General features: G+C 56.5%; 15 protein-coding genes and 1 tRNA gene. 6 read left to right on the plus strand and 10 right to left on the minus strand.

Going from position 1 to position 15,709, the window contains the following annotated elements; translation table 11 throughout:
• The first annotated feature begins 13 nt into the window (after positions 1–13).
• The 6 genes from BM373_RS18460 to BM373_RS18485 all read left to right on the plus strand — a co-directional run bounded on the left by BM373_RS18460 (position 14) and on the right by BM373_RS18485 (position 4,345).
• A tRNA-Arg gene (locus BM373_RS18460) sits at positions 14–90 on the plus strand.
• Between the two features lie 121 nt (positions 91–211).
• Positions 212–778 carry a fructose-1-phosphate/6-phosphogluconate phosphatase gene (yqaB, locus tag BM373_RS18465; protein ID WP_090464785.1) on the plus strand — a complete coding sequence of 189 codons (567 nt, stop codon included), beginning with the start codon at positions 212–214 and terminating at the stop codon, positions 776–778.
• Positions 775–1,203: a YqaA family protein gene (locus BM373_RS18470; protein WP_090464788.1), complete on the plus strand. Its 429-nt coding sequence runs from the start codon at positions 775–777 to the stop codon at positions 1,201–1,203. The genes yqaB and BM373_RS18470 overlap by 4 nt, the downstream gene beginning before the upstream one ends.
• An 81-nt stretch (positions 1,204–1,284) precedes the next feature.
• Entirely contained in the window at positions 1,285–2,829 is a 1,545-nt protein-coding gene (gshA, locus tag BM373_RS18475; protein ID WP_090464791.1) for a glutamate--cysteine ligase, read from the plus strand.
• A gap of 151 nt (positions 2,830–2,980) precedes the next feature.
• Positions 2,981–3,496: an S-ribosylhomocysteine lyase gene (luxS, locus tag BM373_RS18480; protein WP_090464794.1), complete on the plus strand. Its 516-nt coding sequence runs from the start codon at positions 2,981–2,983 to the stop codon at positions 3,494–3,496.
• Between the two features lie 78 nt (positions 3,497–3,574).
• Entirely contained in the window at positions 3,575–4,345 is a 771-nt protein-coding gene (locus BM373_RS18485; protein ID WP_090464797.1) for an AraC family transcriptional regulator, read from the plus strand.
• Here BM373_RS18485 and leuA read toward each other — a convergent pair.
• From leuA to proV, 10 genes are all read right to left on the minus strand, one after another.
• Positions 4,342–5,991, minus strand: a complete 1,650-nt coding sequence (gene leuA, locus BM373_RS18490; RefSeq protein ID WP_090464800.1) for a 2-isopropylmalate synthase — start codon at positions 5,989–5,991, stop codon at positions 4,342–4,344. The two genes, BM373_RS18485 and leuA, sit on opposite strands and share 4 nt — an antisense overlap.
• Positions 5,992–6,221: 230 nt before the next feature.
• Positions 6,222–7,760 carry a multidrug efflux MFS transporter permease subunit EmrB gene (gene emrB / locus BM373_RS18495; protein WP_090464803.1) on the minus strand — a complete coding sequence of 513 codons (1,539 nt, stop codon included), beginning with the start codon at positions 7,758–7,760 and terminating at the stop codon, positions 6,222–6,224.
• A gap of 16 nt (positions 7,761–7,776) precedes the next feature.
• Entirely contained in the window at positions 7,777–8,949 is a 1,173-nt protein-coding gene (gene emrA, locus BM373_RS18500) for a multidrug efflux MFS transporter periplasmic adaptor subunit EmrA (protein ID WP_090464805.1), read from the minus strand.
• 130 nt (positions 8,950–9,079) lie between these two features.
• Complete coding sequence (mprA, locus tag BM373_RS18505) at positions 9,080–9,610, minus strand: transcriptional repressor MprA (RefSeq protein WP_090464808.1); 531 nt, start codon at positions 9,608–9,610, stop codon at positions 9,080–9,082.
• Positions 9,611–9,700: 90 nt separating this feature from the next.
• The gene (gene ygaH, locus BM373_RS18510) at positions 9,701–10,036 is read right to left on the minus strand and encodes an L-valine transporter subunit YgaH (RefSeq protein ID WP_090464811.1); all 336 of its coding nucleotides are present in this window, start codon (positions 10,034–10,036) and stop codon (positions 9,701–9,703) included.
• The gene (locus BM373_RS18515; RefSeq protein WP_090464814.1) at positions 10,026–10,760 is read right to left on the minus strand and encodes an AzlC family ABC transporter permease; all 735 of its coding nucleotides are present in this window, start codon (positions 10,758–10,760) and stop codon (positions 10,026–10,028) included. The genes ygaH and BM373_RS18515 overlap by 11 nt, the downstream gene beginning before the upstream one ends.
• 124 nt (positions 10,761–10,884) lie before the next feature.
• Positions 10,885–12,069, minus strand: coding sequence for an MFS transporter (locus BM373_RS18520; protein WP_090464817.1), 1,185 nt, complete (start codon positions 12,067–12,069; stop codon positions 10,885–10,887).
• Positions 12,070–12,272: 203 nt separating this feature from the next.
• Entirely contained in the window at positions 12,273–13,268 is a 996-nt protein-coding gene (gene proX / locus BM373_RS18525; protein ID WP_090464820.1) for a glycine betaine/L-proline ABC transporter substrate-binding protein ProX, read from the minus strand.
• Between the two features lie 67 nt (positions 13,269–13,335).
• Positions 13,336–14,400, minus strand: a complete 1,065-nt coding sequence (gene proW / locus BM373_RS18530) for a glycine betaine/L-proline ABC transporter permease ProW (RefSeq protein WP_090464822.1) — start codon at positions 14,398–14,400, stop codon at positions 13,336–13,338.
• Complete coding sequence (gene proV / locus BM373_RS18535; protein ID WP_090464827.1) at positions 14,393–15,595, minus strand: glycine betaine/L-proline ABC transporter ATP-binding protein ProV; 1,203 nt, start codon at positions 15,593–15,595, stop codon at positions 14,393–14,395. The genes proW and proV overlap by 8 nt, the downstream gene beginning before the upstream one ends.
• Positions 15,596–15,709 lie beyond the last annotated feature (114 nt).

The following is a 15,709-nucleotide window of genomic DNA, read 5'->3' on the forward strand; positions in this document are numbered from 1 at the left end:
TAAGTCTCCCGATGCATCCGTAGCTCAGCTGGATAGAGTACTCGGCTACGAACCGAGCGGTCGGAGGTTCGAATCCTCCCGGATGCACCATCTTCTTGTTATATCCCCCTAAGTAAATCACTTATTTCGTTAGTTATCCTTCGTCACTTTCAGCGACAAAAACCTTTGTTTACGTTAAAGTAATGTTTTGTTATCCGGTTGTGAGAACGCGATGTACGAACGTTATGACGGTCTGATTTTTGATATGGATGGCACCATCCTCGATACCGAGCCGACGCACCGTAAAGCCTGGCATGAAGTGCTTGGACGCTACGGTTTGCGCTACGACCTTCAGGCAATGATTGCCCTCAACGGTTCCCCTACCTGGCGTATCGCGCAATTGATCATCGAACTCAATCAGGCCGATCTCGATCCGCACGCTCTCGCCCGCGAAAAAACCGCCGCAGTGAAATCTATGCTGCTGGATTCCGTTCGCCCGCTTCCGTTAATCGACGTGGTAAAAGAGTGGCATGGCCGCCGTCCTATGTCGGTGGGCACCGGCAGCGAGAGCGCCATTGCGGAAGCACTACTTAATCACCTCGATCTGCGCCGTTATTTCAGCGCCGTGGTCGCCGCCGATCACGTCCAGATGCATAAACCCGCGCCGGACACCTTCCTGCTGTGTGCTGAACGCATGGGCGTGGCACCGGCAAAATGCGTGGTCTTCGAAGATGCCGATTTTGGCATTCAGGCAGCACACGCTGCGGGGATGGATGCCGTGGATGTACGCTTATTGTGAGTGACGGGCTGTCACTTTTTTCACTTTTTGCCAGTAGCTTTCTCAGCGCCACGTTATTGCCGGGCAATTCTGAGGTGCTGCTGGTCGCGCTGCTTATTTCTGGCGTCAGTCATCCCACATTATTGATAGTAATAGCAACAATGGGTAATAGCCTTGGAGGGCTGACTAACGTTATCCTTGGTCGGTTTTTTCCGCTGCGTAAAACTTCACGCTGGCAGGAAAAAGCCACAGCCTTTCTCAGGCGATATGGCGCAGTCGCGCTATTATTGAGCTGGATGCCTGTTATTGGCGATTTGCTCTGCCTGCTGGCGGGATGGATGCGCCTCTCGTGGGGGCCAGTTATCTTTTTTTTATGTCTCGGGAAGGCGTTGCGCTATGCCGTCGTGGCTTTTGCAACGCTTCAGGGCATGACGTGGTGGCACTAATTGGATTGCTTGAGTGACCTTTAATCGTCAACCATTACAATTATGCTTAGTAGAAATGATTTCGACAGGCGGGAGGTCAATTTGATCCCGGACGTATCACAGGCGCTGTCCTGGCTGGAAAACCATCCTCAGGCATTAAAGGGGATCCAGCGTGGACTTGAGCGCGAAACGCTGCGTGTTAATGCTGATGGCAGTCTTGCTACCACCGGGCATCCGGAAAGGCTTGGCTCCGCGCTAACACATCAATGGATCACAACGGACTTCGCCGAAGCGCTGCTGGAGTTTATTACTCCCGTTGACGGCGATATCGACCATATGCTGACGGTCATGCGCGATATCCATCGCTACACGGCGCGTCAGCTTGGCGACGAACGCTTATGGCCGTTAAGCATGCCCTGTTACATTGAAAACGGGCAGGATATTGAACTGGCACAATATGGCACCTCAAATATTGGCCGACTGAAAACGCTGTACCGTGAAGGGCTGAAAAACCGTTACGGTGCGCTGATGCAGACCATCTCTGGCGTTCACTATAATTTTTCGCTGCCGATGGCATTCTGGCAGGCGAAATGTGGTGAGATGGATAAAGAGGGGATCTCCGCGGGCTATTTCCGCCTGATCCGCAACTATTACCGTTTTGGCTGGGTGATCCCTTACCTATTTGGTGCCTCGCCTGCCATTTGTCCGTCCTTCCTGCAAGGTAAGCCGACGTCGCTGCCTTTTGAGAAGACCGACAGCGGCATGTTGTATCTGCCGTATGCGACCTCACTGCGTCTGAGCGATTTGGGTTACACCAACAAATCTCAAAGCAATCTGGGCATTACGTTTAACGATCTGAACGGCTATGTGACCGCGCTTAAGCGTGCAATCAAAACGCCGTCAGAGGATTACGCCAGACTGGGGCTGACCAAAGACGGCAAGCATCTGCAAATCAACACCAATATTTTGCAGATTGAAAACGAGCTTTACGCGCCGATCCGCCCGAAACGCGTCACCAAAAGCGGTGAAACGCCGTCAGACGCGCTGTTGCGCGGCGGTATTGAATACATTGAAGTACGCTCGCTGGACATCAACCCGTTCTCACCGATTGGTGTTGACGAGCAGCAGGTCCGTTTCCTCGATCTGTTTATGGTCTGGTGCGTGCTGGCGGATGCGCCGGAAATGAGCAGCGATGAACTGCTCTGTACGCGTACCAACTGGAACCGGGTGATCCTCGAAGGGCGTAAGCCTGGCCTGACGCTGGGAATGGGCTGTGAAACCGCGCAGTTCCCGCTGGAAAAGGTCGGCAAAGATCTGTTCCGCGATCTGAAGCGCGTCGCGCAAACGCTCGACAGCATTCACAGTGGCGATGCCTACGTGAAAGTGTGCGATGAACTGGTCGCCAGCTTTGACGATCCTGAGTTAACGTTCTCGGCGCGTATTCTGCGTTCGATGCTTGATAACGGGATTGGCGGCACGGGGATCTCGCTGGCGGCGCAGTATCGCGATATGCTGCGTGAAGAGCCGCTGGAGATCATCTCTGAAGCGGATTTCATCAAAGAGCATGATGCATCCTGGGATCGTCTGCGGGAGATTGAAGCGGCGGATACTGAGTCGTTTGAAGATCTGCTGGCGAGACACGCCTGACAGAAAAGAAAAAGGCCACATTGCTGTGGCCAAAATATTCATCTCTGAAAACAGGGATGATGATAACAAATGCGCGTCTTTCATATATTCAGACCTGCACCTGTAGAAAGAGTTCAGTTTATTTTAAAAAAATCACTCCGGAGGTGACTAAATGCCATTATTGGATAGTTTCACAGTCGATCACACCCGTATGGAAGCGCCTGCGGTCCGCGTTGCTAAAACCATGGACACCCCGCATGGCGACACGATCACCGTCTTCGATCTGCGCTTCTGCGTCCCGAATAAAGAAGTGATGCCGGAAAAAGGCATTCACACGCTTGAGCATCTGTTTGCAGGCTTTATGCGCGATCACCTGAACGGTAACGGCGTTGAAATCATCGACATCTCACCGATGGGCTGCCGTACAGGTTTCTACATGAGCCTGATTGGTACGCCGGACGAGCAGCGCGTTGCGGATGCCTGGAAAGCGGCGATGGCAGACGTTCTGAAAGTCAAAGAACAGAACCAGATCCCGGAACTGAACGTGTATCAGTGCGGCACCTATCAGATGCATTCGCTTGATGAAGCGCAGGATATCGCCCGTCATATCCTTGACCGCGACGTGCGCGTCAACAGCAACGAAGAGCTGGCGCTGCCGAAAGACAAACTGCAGGAACTGCACATCTAGTTTGCAGCAGGTAAATGCCCGGTAACGTCTGCTTACCGGGCTTCCCCCGCCAACGACCGCACATTCTGGCGCTGCCCTATGACCACAACCCGCACCTTCTCTTTTGACCACCGACCGCTGGTTCCCTTTGCGCACGATTACGCGCACGGCGACAGCGAGCCGCTGCATCAGCACGACTGCGCGCAACTGCTGCACAGCCTGAGCGGTGTGGTTCGGGTTGAAACGGCATCCGGGTACTGGGTGGTTCCACCGGGGCGCGGCGTCTGGCTGCCTGCCGGAACGCAACATGCGCTACGCATTACCGGCGCGGTCGCGGCCCGCACCTTATTTATCGATCCGCTTGCCAGGGCAGATTTGCCCGCCACCTGCCAGATTGTGCAGATCTCGCCGTTGCTGCGCGAGCTTATCGTCGCCGCCTTTTCGCTCGCTGAACGCTACGCGCCGGGCAGCCGCGATGAGCGCGTCTACGAACTGATCCTCGATGAAATCCGCGTGATGCAGGCGCTGCCGTTTGGCTTGCCGGAGCCACAAAGCGACGTCTTACGTTCCCTGTGCGAGCAGATCCGCCGCGATCCCGCGCAGCCCTGGAGCAGCGCACAGGCCGCACATCTCACCAGCATGAGTGAGCGCACGCTCAATCGCCACTTTCAGCAGCAAACACAACTGAGCTACGGCGAATGGGTACGACGGGCGCGGTTAATGGAAGCGCTGGTGCGCCTCGCGCAGCGGCAATCGGTACTGCGCGTGGCGCTGGACCTGGGCTACGGCAGCCACAGCGCGTTCACCGCGATGTTTCGCCGGGTGATGGGTATCGCACCCAGCGACTATTTCCGCGACGACGAGCACTAACCGACGGCGTTCAGCAGCGCCTGAAGCGACGCCCGCGCCACATCGTTATCGATCCCCACACCCCAGCGGCGTTCGCCGTTGTGAAACAGGCAGTGAATATAAGCGACCGAGCGGCTGTCACTGCGCTCGCCCAGCGTATGCTCATGATAATCCTTAATCACCAGCGGCTGGCTCAGTAACGGGCCAAGGCTATTTACCGCCGCCGACAGCAGGCCGTTGCCGCGACCGGACACCGCCCGTTTTTCGCCGTTGATATTCAGTGTCGCCTGCAACGCAAGTTGCCCGTCCGCCTGGCTTTCGCTTTTATAATCGAGCAGCGCCAGCGCCGGTTCAGCCACCAGGCCGTAGCGGGCGCGAAACAGTTGCCAGAGCGCATTCTGCGTCATCTCTTTGCCGTGGGTGTCGGTTTCATGCTGAACGTGCTGGCTGAAATCCTGTTGCAGAGCGCGGGGCAGTTTCAGACCATGATTTTGTTCAATCAGCCACGCGCTGCCGCTTTTCCCGGACTGGCTGTTAACGCGGATCACCGCTTCGTACGTGCAGCCGATATCCTGCGGATCGATCGGCAGATAGGGCATTTCCCAGCGCTCGCCGGGTTTACGTGCATCGAATCCTTTTTTGATCGCATCCTGGTGCGAACCGGAAAACGCGGTGTATGCCAGTCGTCCGGCCCATGGGTGGCGGGGATGTACGGGCAACTGATTACAGTCCTCCACCACTTCAACGGTGCGCGGCATGTCGCTGAAATCCAGATTCGGACTGATCCCCTGACTGTAGAGATTCATCGCCAGCGTCACCAGACAGACGTTCCCGGTGCGCTCACCGTTGCCAAACAGACAGCCTTCTACGCGATCTGCCCCGGCCATCACCGCCAGTTCCGCGCTGGCGACCGCCGAACCGCGATCGTTATGCGGATGAACGCTAATGCAAACCTCTTTTCTGCGGCTGAAGTGGCGGCAGAAATATTCGATCTGATCGGCGTAAACGTTCGGGGTGCTGACCTCCACCGTGGCAGGCAGATTGACGATCATCGGGCGCGCCGCACAGGGTTCCCATACGGCCGCTACCGCTTCACACACCGCTAACGCAAACTCCGGTTCGGTAAAACAGAACGTCTCCGGCGAGTATTCATACTGCCAGCGGGTCTGCGGATTCTGCTCGCACAACTGGCGGATAAGCCGCGTCGAGCGCGTCGCCAGCTCAATCACCTGCGCTTTATCCATGCCGAACACCAGTCGGCGAAACAGCGGTGCGGTGGCGTTATATAAATGCACCGTGGCGCTTTTTGCCCCTTTCAGTGATTCAAAGGTGCGTAGAATGAGGTCTTCCCGCGCCTGGGTTAACACCTGGATGGTCACGTCATCAGGAATGCGCTGCTCGTCGATCAACTGGCGCACGAAATTGAAATCGGTCAGCGAGGCCGAGGGAAAAGCGACTTCGATCTCTTTGAATCCGCTGGCGACCAGCAGATCCCAGAACTGTAACTTACGTGCGGCGTCCATCGGTTCAGCGAGCGCCTGATTGCCATCGCGAAGATCGGTGGATAACCAGCGCGGAGCCTGGGTGATTTGTCGATCCGGCCACAGGCGTCCGGGCAGGGAAACGGGCGGGTAAGGGCGATATTTTTGCTCGGGATGATTCAGCATGGTGTGCTCCTGTTGTCTTTTCACCATGGTGAAGCGATGACAGGCGCGATGCTTTATCGTAACGGACAGAAGGTTGAGAGAAACGGACAACCCCTCACCCTAACCCTCTCCCCAGGGGAGAGGGGAGAGTTCGGTGCCTCGTTTTGGGGTTTTCCCCCTCTCCCCTGGGGAGAGGGCCGGGGTGAGGGGGGAAACGTACCAAATATGCCCTCTGACGGTGAGGGCCAAAATCAGTGCGCGCCACCGCCGCCGCCGCCCGCACCAAACGGCGGACGGGCAAACCATATCAGACTGAGCAGCAGCAAGAAGACCCCCGCCGATGCCCAGAAGATTTCATTGGCGGAAATAATCAGCCCCTGGTTAGTGATCTGCTGGGCAATCCAGCCGGACGCCTGCTGTTGCGACATCCCCATCCCTTGAAGCTGGCCGTAAATCTCCTGCGTACTGGCGCTGTAAGGATTGACCGCCTCCGTCAGTTGCGCATGGTGCATCGACTCCCGGTTAGTCCACAGCGTGGTGGTGATCGACGTACCGATTGAACCCGCGAGGGTTCGTGAGAAGTTCGACAGACTCGACGCCGCCGCCAGCCGCTCAGGAGGCAGGCCGGAGAGGGTAATCGTCGTCAACGGCATAAAGAAGCAGGCGACGGCAAAGCCCTGAATAAACTGCGGCCACGCCGATGCGCCAAAGTCCATCCCCGGCTCAAATGTATAAGCGCGCCAGTAAAAGCACACCGCATACATAATGAAGCTGAAAGTGACCAGGCGGCGCATATCCAGCTTATGCGCAAAGCGACCAATAATCGGCGACAGGATCACCGGGATAATCCCGACCGGTGCCGACGCCAGTCCCGCCCAGGTTGCCGTATAACCGTAGACCTCCTGCAAGAGCTGCGGCAGCAGTACGATCGAGCCGAAGTAAAGCATATAGGCGAGACTGATACACAGGCAGCCGATGGTGAAGTTGCGCGACTTGAACAACGAGAGATCGACAATCGGATGTTCATCGGTCAGCTCCCAGACAATCAGGAAGCTGATAGAGACGACGGCCACCACCGTCAGCACAATGATTTCCGTGGAGTTGAACCAGTCCAGCTCTTTACCCTGATCCAGCATCACCTGAAGGCTACCAATACCGATCACCAGCAATGCCAGACCGACGGCGTCGATGCGTCGTTGCTCGGTACGGGTTTCGCGTCCGCGCAACGCCTGCGCCGCCATCAGCACCACCGCGATACCAATCGGCACGTTGATGAAGAAAATCCAGCCCCAGTGGTAGTTGTCGCTGATATACCCGCCGAGAATCGGCCCGCAAATGGGCGCGACAATCACCGTCATCGACCACAGCGCGAGGGCAATGGATCGTTTAGCTGGCGGGTAGTTACTCAGCAACAGGCTTTGCGACAGCGGGATCAGCGGCCCGGCAACAATCCCCTGGATCACGCGGAAGAAAATCAGCATGTTCAGGCTGCTCGACACCCCGCAGGCCCAGGAAGCGATAGCAAAGGCGATGGTTGACCACAGGAACAGCCGGACTTCGCCCACGCGTTTCGCCAGCCAGCCGGTAAGCGGGATCGAGATGGCGTTTGCCACCCCGAAGGAGGTGATCACCCATGTCCCCTGGCTCAGCGATGCGCCGAGGTTCCCGGCGATGGTCGGGATCGCGACGTTAGCAATGGTGGAGTCCAGCACCTGCATAAAGGTGGCCAGCGACAGCGCAATGGTCATCACGACCAGTTGCGCGCCTTCCAGCGGTTTTCGCTGCTGCATGACAGTCACCTCAGGATTAACCCGCGTTGGCCTGAACGATGTTATTGATCAGGGTATTGACCGGATCGAGGCTAATTTCCCGTGCGTTACTTTCGTAAGCCGGTGCATTGCGGGCCTGACTTGCCAGCACATGCCCGTCGCGGTTTTCGGTATCCACCGTCACCAGGGTCGAGAGGCCAATACGCAGCGGATGATCGGCAAGCTGTTTGGCATCAAGCTCGATGCGCACCGGCAGACGCTGAACCACTTTGATCCAGTTACCGGTGGCGTTTTGCGCCGGAAGCAGAGAGAACGCGCTGCCGGTACCCATATCCAGGCCAACCACTTTACCGGTATATTTCACCTCGTCGCCGTAGAAATCGCTCACCACGGTCGCCGTCTGGCCAATCCGCATATGCGCAAGCTGCGTCTCTTTAAAGTTGGCATCCACCCACAGACCGGTGGCGGGCACCACGGCCATCAGCGCGGTGGTCGGGCTGATTTGCGCGCCAGGCTGAACGGCACGGCGGGAAACATAGCCGGTGATCGGGCTGACAATTTTGGTACGTTGCAGGGCAAGCCACGCGTTACGCACTTCCGTCGCCGCCTGTTTCACCGCAGGCTGATCGTCGAGACGGGTACCCAGAATCATCGCCTGATTCGCGTTGTATTGCTGCACCGCGACATCAACCTGCGCCTGCGCGCTGGCGACCGCGTCACGGGCGTGTTGCAGCTCTTCCCGGCCAATCAGGTTGGCAGTACCGAGCGGCACACGACGATTTAAATCGTTTTGCGCCTGGGCCAGTGCGGTTTTCTTCACCTCAATATTGGCCTGATACTGCTTGCTGTTGATCATCATCTGGCGGGTCTGGCGCACGCTTGAGGCCAATTCCGTCTGCGCTTTTTCAAACGCCTGCTGCGCGTCGGTCTGATCGAGAGTGACCAGCACGTCGCCTTGCTTAACAAAATCGGTATTGTCAGCCCAGACTTTCGTCACGCTGCCAGACACCTGGGCCATAATCTGAACCTGGTTCCCTGCCACGTACGCGTCGTCGGTTTCTTCGACATGACGCAGTACCAAAAACCAATAAATCCCATATGCCACGGCGATAATAATAAAGAGCAAAGTCAGAACAATCAGGGCACCCTTACGTTTGCCTTTTTTGTTGACCGGTTGCTGCGGGGTTTGTGTCTCCGCATTTGCGCTCATGTTTCTTCTCCACGATCTTTTTTTATTTCACATCGGCAATGCCGACCTGTTCACCAGAAAGGCCTGCATTCATCATGCAGGCCCTGGCGGTTTTCTTATTAAATCGAGATGTTTTGGGCGGATCGTCGCGTTAGCGCAGCGCCTCAAGAATGACGTCTTGTTCGTCCATCTGGTCGAGGCGTGTAAGGAGCTTACGGGTGATCTGCTCAAGCTGCTCTTTCTCTGTGTTGCTCAGAGAAGACCAGAGTTGGTGCAGGCAGTTATGCTGGGGCGGCAATACCTGACGCAAGAATTCATGACCTTTATCGGTCAGTTGCAGATGCAGGCAGCGACGGTCGTTATCGCTTTCACGGCGTTCGATCCAGCCGCGTTTTTCCAGTTCATCGGCAATACGGGTCGCATTGGTACGGGATGAGCCCAGCGCACAGCTCAGTTCAGAAGGCTGAATGCTGTGATTTTCCTGAGACTCTAACGTGATCAACGCCATAAATAACGTCTCGTTAATCCCCTGAGCTTTAAGCATTTTATTGCGATTATCCAGCAGCTTACCCTGCATATGCATGCAAAGACGGGTCAGGAGGATCTCCTGAAACGGGAAATCTTCATAACGGCTGGCGCGGAACTTAAGCATTTGCTCAATGGGCGTAAACGAACTATCCATTTGGGTATAACCTCATTAATTGCAGCTGAGATAGTAACGACAGTGACAAATAAAGTAAATGAATTATTTGTGCTGATTCATTAGTCACAGCTATAGGTATGACAGAAATTTCCATGCCAGCCCGTAGGCCAGCGCGCTTAATAATGTCGGCACAATAATGCTGCGCGTTTTATAAAAACTCGCCCCCAGCACGGTAAACCCGATGAGCGTGGGCAGCAGGCGGCGGCTGTCGTGGAGCACCTCCGGCGCGCTGGATACTACCAGCAGCGCACAGATCGAGGCGATGCCAATTGTGTCGAGTAAGATCCCCGTCGCGCCGCGTTTTGCCGGGCGAGCGTGACCGGCACGTAACCGTAAGGGCAGGTAGCGGAACAGGTAGTTCACCAGGCCTACCAGCAAGCCAAGAATCAGTACTTCATGACGCATCGGCAGTCCCCTGATAAAACGCCTGGACCAGCGCGGTCAGACAGCCGCAGACAATCCCGGCGAGGATCGCCGCCGGAATCGAAAACAGCGTCACGCCCGCCAGCGCGCCGAGCAGCGCCGCCGTTACGCACAGCGTTTGCTTACGCTGAAAAGAGGCCAGCAGGAAACTTAAAAAGAGGGCAGGGAGCATAAAGCCCAGCGCGGCTTCAACAGCCGGATAGCCTTCGAGTAACCCATTGCCGGAATACGCGCCAATCACCGTACCCGCCACCCAGGAGAGCCAGGAAGTGAGCGCGATGCCGATCATCCAATGTTCACTCCAGCGGCGATTATCGCTCAGCAGGCGGGCGGTGGCGGCGGCAAACACCTCGTCGGTCAACCCAAACGCCCAGATCGCCGTCTTAGGCTTATTCAGACGCTGAATAATACGGCTGCGCAGCGACGGGCCGTACAGCACGTGGCGAACATCCATCGCCATCACTGTCAGGGCGGCAACCCACAGCGAACTGCCTGCTGCGAGCATGGTGGTAATGACAAACTGACTGGCACCTGCATAAATAATGCAGGAGAAAAACACGCTTTCCAGCGGAGTAAAGCCGAGTCGGGTCGCGTTGAGGCCAAAGGCAAAGGCCACAGGCAGATAGCTGAGAACAATGGGGAGGCTGTCTTTCACGCCTTCCGCGAGGGTGGCCGGAAGAGTTTCGGGAGAGGAAGAGCTGTCCATAGATCTAACTGATAAATCACCCACGTTAAAATCACCTGCATAAATATGTGCATTTACCTTAACAGAGTGAAGGACGCCTTAACACCCCAGGCGTCCATCAGTTGGGTGAATCATTGCAGTGCGATCATTGTGCGGCCTCCTGGCGATGGTATCCGCGCCACCACACCAGCAGATTCAGGGCGGCGACCAGGCTTCCCGCCATGCAGACGCCAGCCCAGCCCGCGTGCTGCCACGCCGAGGCGGAGAGCAGCGAGCCTGCCGCGCCGCCGATAAAGTAGCTGGTCATATACCCGGCGGTGAGGCGGTTACGCGCATCCGGCTGCACGCGATAAATCACCGTCTGGTTAGTGATATGCACGCCCTGCACGGTGAGATCGAGCACCAGAATGCCGACGATCAGCGCCAGCGCCGAGGTGTGACCGAACCAGATCGCCACCCAGGAAAGCAACAGCAGCGCTAATCCATACGTCGTGGTCAGATGCGCTTTACCCTTATCCGCCAGCCCGCCTGCGGGACGCGCACCCAGCGCCCCCGCCGCGCCTGCCAGACCAAACAGCCCGATCACCGCGTCAGAGTAATTAAACGGCGGCGAGGCGAGTAAAAACGCCATCGATGTCCAGAGAATGCTGAAGTTGGCGAAGGTCAGGCAGCCCAGCACCGCGCGGGTGCGCAGCAGTTTATCGCGGGTAAAGAGGGTGAAAATCGAGCCGAGTAGCTGGAAGTAATTGAGGTGATTTTCCTGCTTCACTTTTGGCAACCCACGCCAGAGGGCGACCGCCATCACCACCATCAGCACGCTGGCGACCCAGTAGACCGTGCGCCAGCCGCCAAGCCCCGCCAGCAGACCTGCCACGGTACGCGCCAGCAAAATCCCCAGCAGCAGGCCGCTCATGATGGTGCCGACCACCTTGCCGCGTTTATCCGGCGAAGCCAGCGTCGCCGCCAGTGGCACCAGAATTTGCGCCACCACCGAGAACAGGCCGGTGAGCGCGGTGCCCAAAATCATCATCGCCAGCGACTGACTGGACGCGGTGATCAGCATTCCGCCCGCTGCCAGCAGCGTCATGGTGACGATAAGCGTACGGCGCTCGAACATGTCACCGAGTGGCACCAGCAACAGCAGCCCGGCGGCGTAGCCCAGTTGGGCTGCGGTAACAATAAACCCGGCCTGGCCAGGGGTGAGGGAGAACGCGCGCGCGATGGTATCGAGCAGCGGTTGCGCATAGTAGTTACTGGCGACGGCGAGGCCGGTCGCGACGGACATCAGCACGATAAGCGACGGGCTGAGCGTTTGCGTGGAATTTTTCATTATTATTGAAGTCGTGAGTTGAATGATTTTCTTGCCAGAAATCAATGATAACGAATTGGGAGATTGTTGGGGAATTGTTACGTGTCGGATAGTGCGGTGGGGGACTTCACCCTCACCCTAACCCTCTCCCTGAGGGAGAGGGAACGGTTACACCCTCTCCCTCAGGGAGAGGGCCGGGGTGAGGGTGAACGTAAACGCTCTTCTTACTTCTGCACTGCCAGCGCTTCTTTCACCCAGCCGTCAAACTGCTGCTGGTGGGCTTTGATCCAGCCATCAACGTGACCGTTGATATCCGCTTCAGACGCTTTACCCGCGTGCATCATGGCGTTCTGCGCGTTGATGTCCGCCAGCGGCAGTTTCATCACGGAGAACAGCTTCGCCGCCGCCGGGTTTTTCTCAGCCCAGGCTTTGTTCGCCACGATGTGCATGGTGTTCACCGGGAAACCGTAGTTCATGCCGTTCGGCAGTTTGGTGTCGATATCTTTCTGCTCGCCCGGCAGGGACGAGAACGGCACCTGCAACCACACCACGTCTTTACCCGGCTTCAGCACGTCGCTAACCCAGTACGGCGTCCAGGTGTAATACAGCACCGGCTTGCCTTCTTTGAAGCGCGCGATGGTGTCGGCCATCATTGCGGAATAGTTACCGTGGTTCACCGTAACCGTGTCCGCCAGCTTGTAGGCTTCGTTCTGATGGTTAATGACCGCTTCACAACCCCAGCCCGGTGAGCAACCCATCATGTCGGCTTTGCCGTCACCGTTGCCGTCAAACAGTTTGGCAATCTTCGGATCTTTTAACTGCTCAATGTTGGTGATGTGGTACTGATCGGCGGTTTTCTTGTCGATCAGGTAACCCTGCGCGGCACCGGTCACAAACACGCCTTCACGGTAAAATTTGTTGGAACCACCCGCAGCGGCATACATATCGTCGTGCAGCGGCTGCCAGTTGACGGCGGTAAAGGTCGCATCGCCGGAGGCAATAGAGGTGTAACCGACGTTGTAATCCACTTCACTCGGCTTATTCACGGTGTAGCCGAGTTTTTCCAGCGCGCGGCTGACCAGCAGGGTCTGGAACGTCTCTTCGGTGATGGTGCTCTGCACCGGCTGTACGGTCACGCCTTTACCCGGCAGGTCAGCGGCAAATGCGCTGGTGGAAACAAGGGTGGCAAACGCTGTGGCAATGATTACATTCTGTCGCATCGTTGTTCCTTTTTTATTGGAGAAGGATTTTAAGCCCGGCACGCATTAGCGCCACCGGGCAACAGGATCACTTACTGAATGGACGGGTCAGCAGACCCAGCGGGCCGGTCTGATACCAGCGGCGGTTGCCGCGACTGCGGGAGTCACGACCGACAGCCTGAGTGAGACGGTCAAGAATAATGGCGAGGATCACAATCCCGACGCCACCAACGGTCGCCAGTCCCATATCGAGACGGCCGATGCCGCGCAGCACCATCTGACCAAGACCACCCACGGCGATCATAGAGGCGATCACCACCATCGAGAGGGCCAGCATCAGCGTCTGGTTAACGCCTGCCATGATGGTCGGCATCGCCAGCGGAAGCTGAACTTTAAACAGCATCTGACGGGGGCTGGCACCAAACGAGCGCGAGGCCTCAATCAGATCGGCGGGCACCTGGTTAATCCCCAGAATGGTCAGACGCACAATCGGCGGCAGGGCGAAGATAATCGTCACCACCACGCCCGGCACGTTGCCGATGCCGAACAGCATCACAATCGGCACCAGGTAAACGAACGCGGGTGTCGTCTGCATGGCATCGAGCAGGGGCCGGATGATTTTCGCTGCCCGCTGGCTACGTGCCAGCCAGATCCCCATCGGCAGGCCGATGACAATACAGAACAGCAACGCGGTCAGGACCAGTGCAAGGGTGATCATCGCCTGCGACCAGGCTCCAATTGCGCCGATCAGCACCAGCGAAATCAGTGTGGCAATCCCCATGCCGACGCTCGACATCTGCCAGGCGATCAGGGCAAAAATCAGGATCGCCACCGGCGCGGGCATTCCCAGCAGCAGGTTCTGGAAGGCGCTGAGAATGTAATCCACCGGCACGCGAATGCCCTGGAACAGCGGGCGGAAGTGCATCACCACCCAGTCGATCCCCTGCGTCACCCAGCTATCCAGCGGGATTAACGTCTTGTGGAACGGGTCCATGATGTTGAAATGCTCAGGTGCCGGGGCTGGTGCGCTGGTCAGCCAGTCGGCTCCACCGCCGTCGGCAGGCGTGGCGGCGGGTGTGCCCCATGCGTCAGCAGACTGTGCGGCGCTGTCGGTGGTTTCCGTGGTGCCCCACGGGTTAGATTGATCAGCCATTGTTTGCCCCCTCGCGATCTAAAGCCTGGAGCAGCATCCGCTTAGAAATGCTGCCCACGTACTGTTGTTCTTCCCCAATCACCGGCACGGCACAAGGTGCCTGACCGACATGGGAGAGCAACTCGCTGAGCGGCGTCTCGGCGTCTACCGCAGCCGGAGAGTCGAGAAGCGCCGCGTCGATACCCAGATTCTGGCTTAACGCCGTTTTCAGAGAATCGATGGAAACAATGCCAACAAACTTATTCCCGCGTTCAATCACATAACCAAAATCGCGGTCCTCATCCTGCAATAATTTCAGTGCAGAACGCGGGCCAAAACCGGGCGTTTTACGGATAAGACCGACCGGACTACGGCGGGCAATATCTTTTGCGCTAAACACCTGACTAATATCCACACCCCTGAAGAACGTGCGGACATAATCATTGGCCGGATTATTTAATATTTCATCCGGCGTACCGACCTGAACCACTTCGCCATTTTGCATAATGGCAATCCGATCGCCAATGCGCATAGCCTCATCGAGGTCATGGGAAATAAAGACAATGGTACGCTGATGACGGGACTGTAATTTCACCAGCTCATCCTGCATTTCGGTACGGATAAGCGGATCGAGTGCAGAGAAGGCTTCATCCATTAATAAAATATCAGGGTTAATGGCTAATGCGCGGGCCAGGCCAACGCGTTGACGCATCCCGCCGGAAAGTTCATCCGGATAAGAGTGAGCATAATTTTCCAGCCCAACCTGACGCAGTGCATCCAGCGCATTTGACTGACGTTCACTTGCAGGCGTTCCCGCTAATTCCATACCAAAAGCGGCATTATCCAGCACCGTCATATGTGGCATTAGCGCGAATGACTGGAAGACCATCGCAATCTTTTTCCTGCGCACCTCACGCAATTCGGCGTCTGATATTTTGGCGATATCCACGCCATCAATCAGCACCTGCCCGCGGGTGGGTTCAATCAGGCGATTGAGAAGGCGAACCATGGTGGATTTACCGGAGCCCGATAATCCCATGATGACGAATATCTCGCCTTCTTCAATGGCCAGACTGGCGTTAATTACGCCAAGCGATAGCCCTGTCTTCTCAAGTATTTGTTCTTTCGAAAGTCCTTTTTCGATATATTTGAATGCGCGCTGTGGGTGCTCACCAAATATTTTATAGAGATTTTTAATTTCGAGTTTAATTGCCATGCAATAAAAAGATTCCCGTTATTTATTTATATCGATACAGTTCCTGGTGGAAATAATGAACGGCCTATACCCTAACATACTCAGAATCTGAGACAACCCTTAATCCACAAGTGG

Origin of the sequence: Enterobacter sp. kpr-6 (assembly GCF_900116015.1) — a bacterium.
GTDB lineage: Bacteria > Pseudomonadota > Gammaproteobacteria > Enterobacterales > Enterobacteriaceae > Enterobacter_D.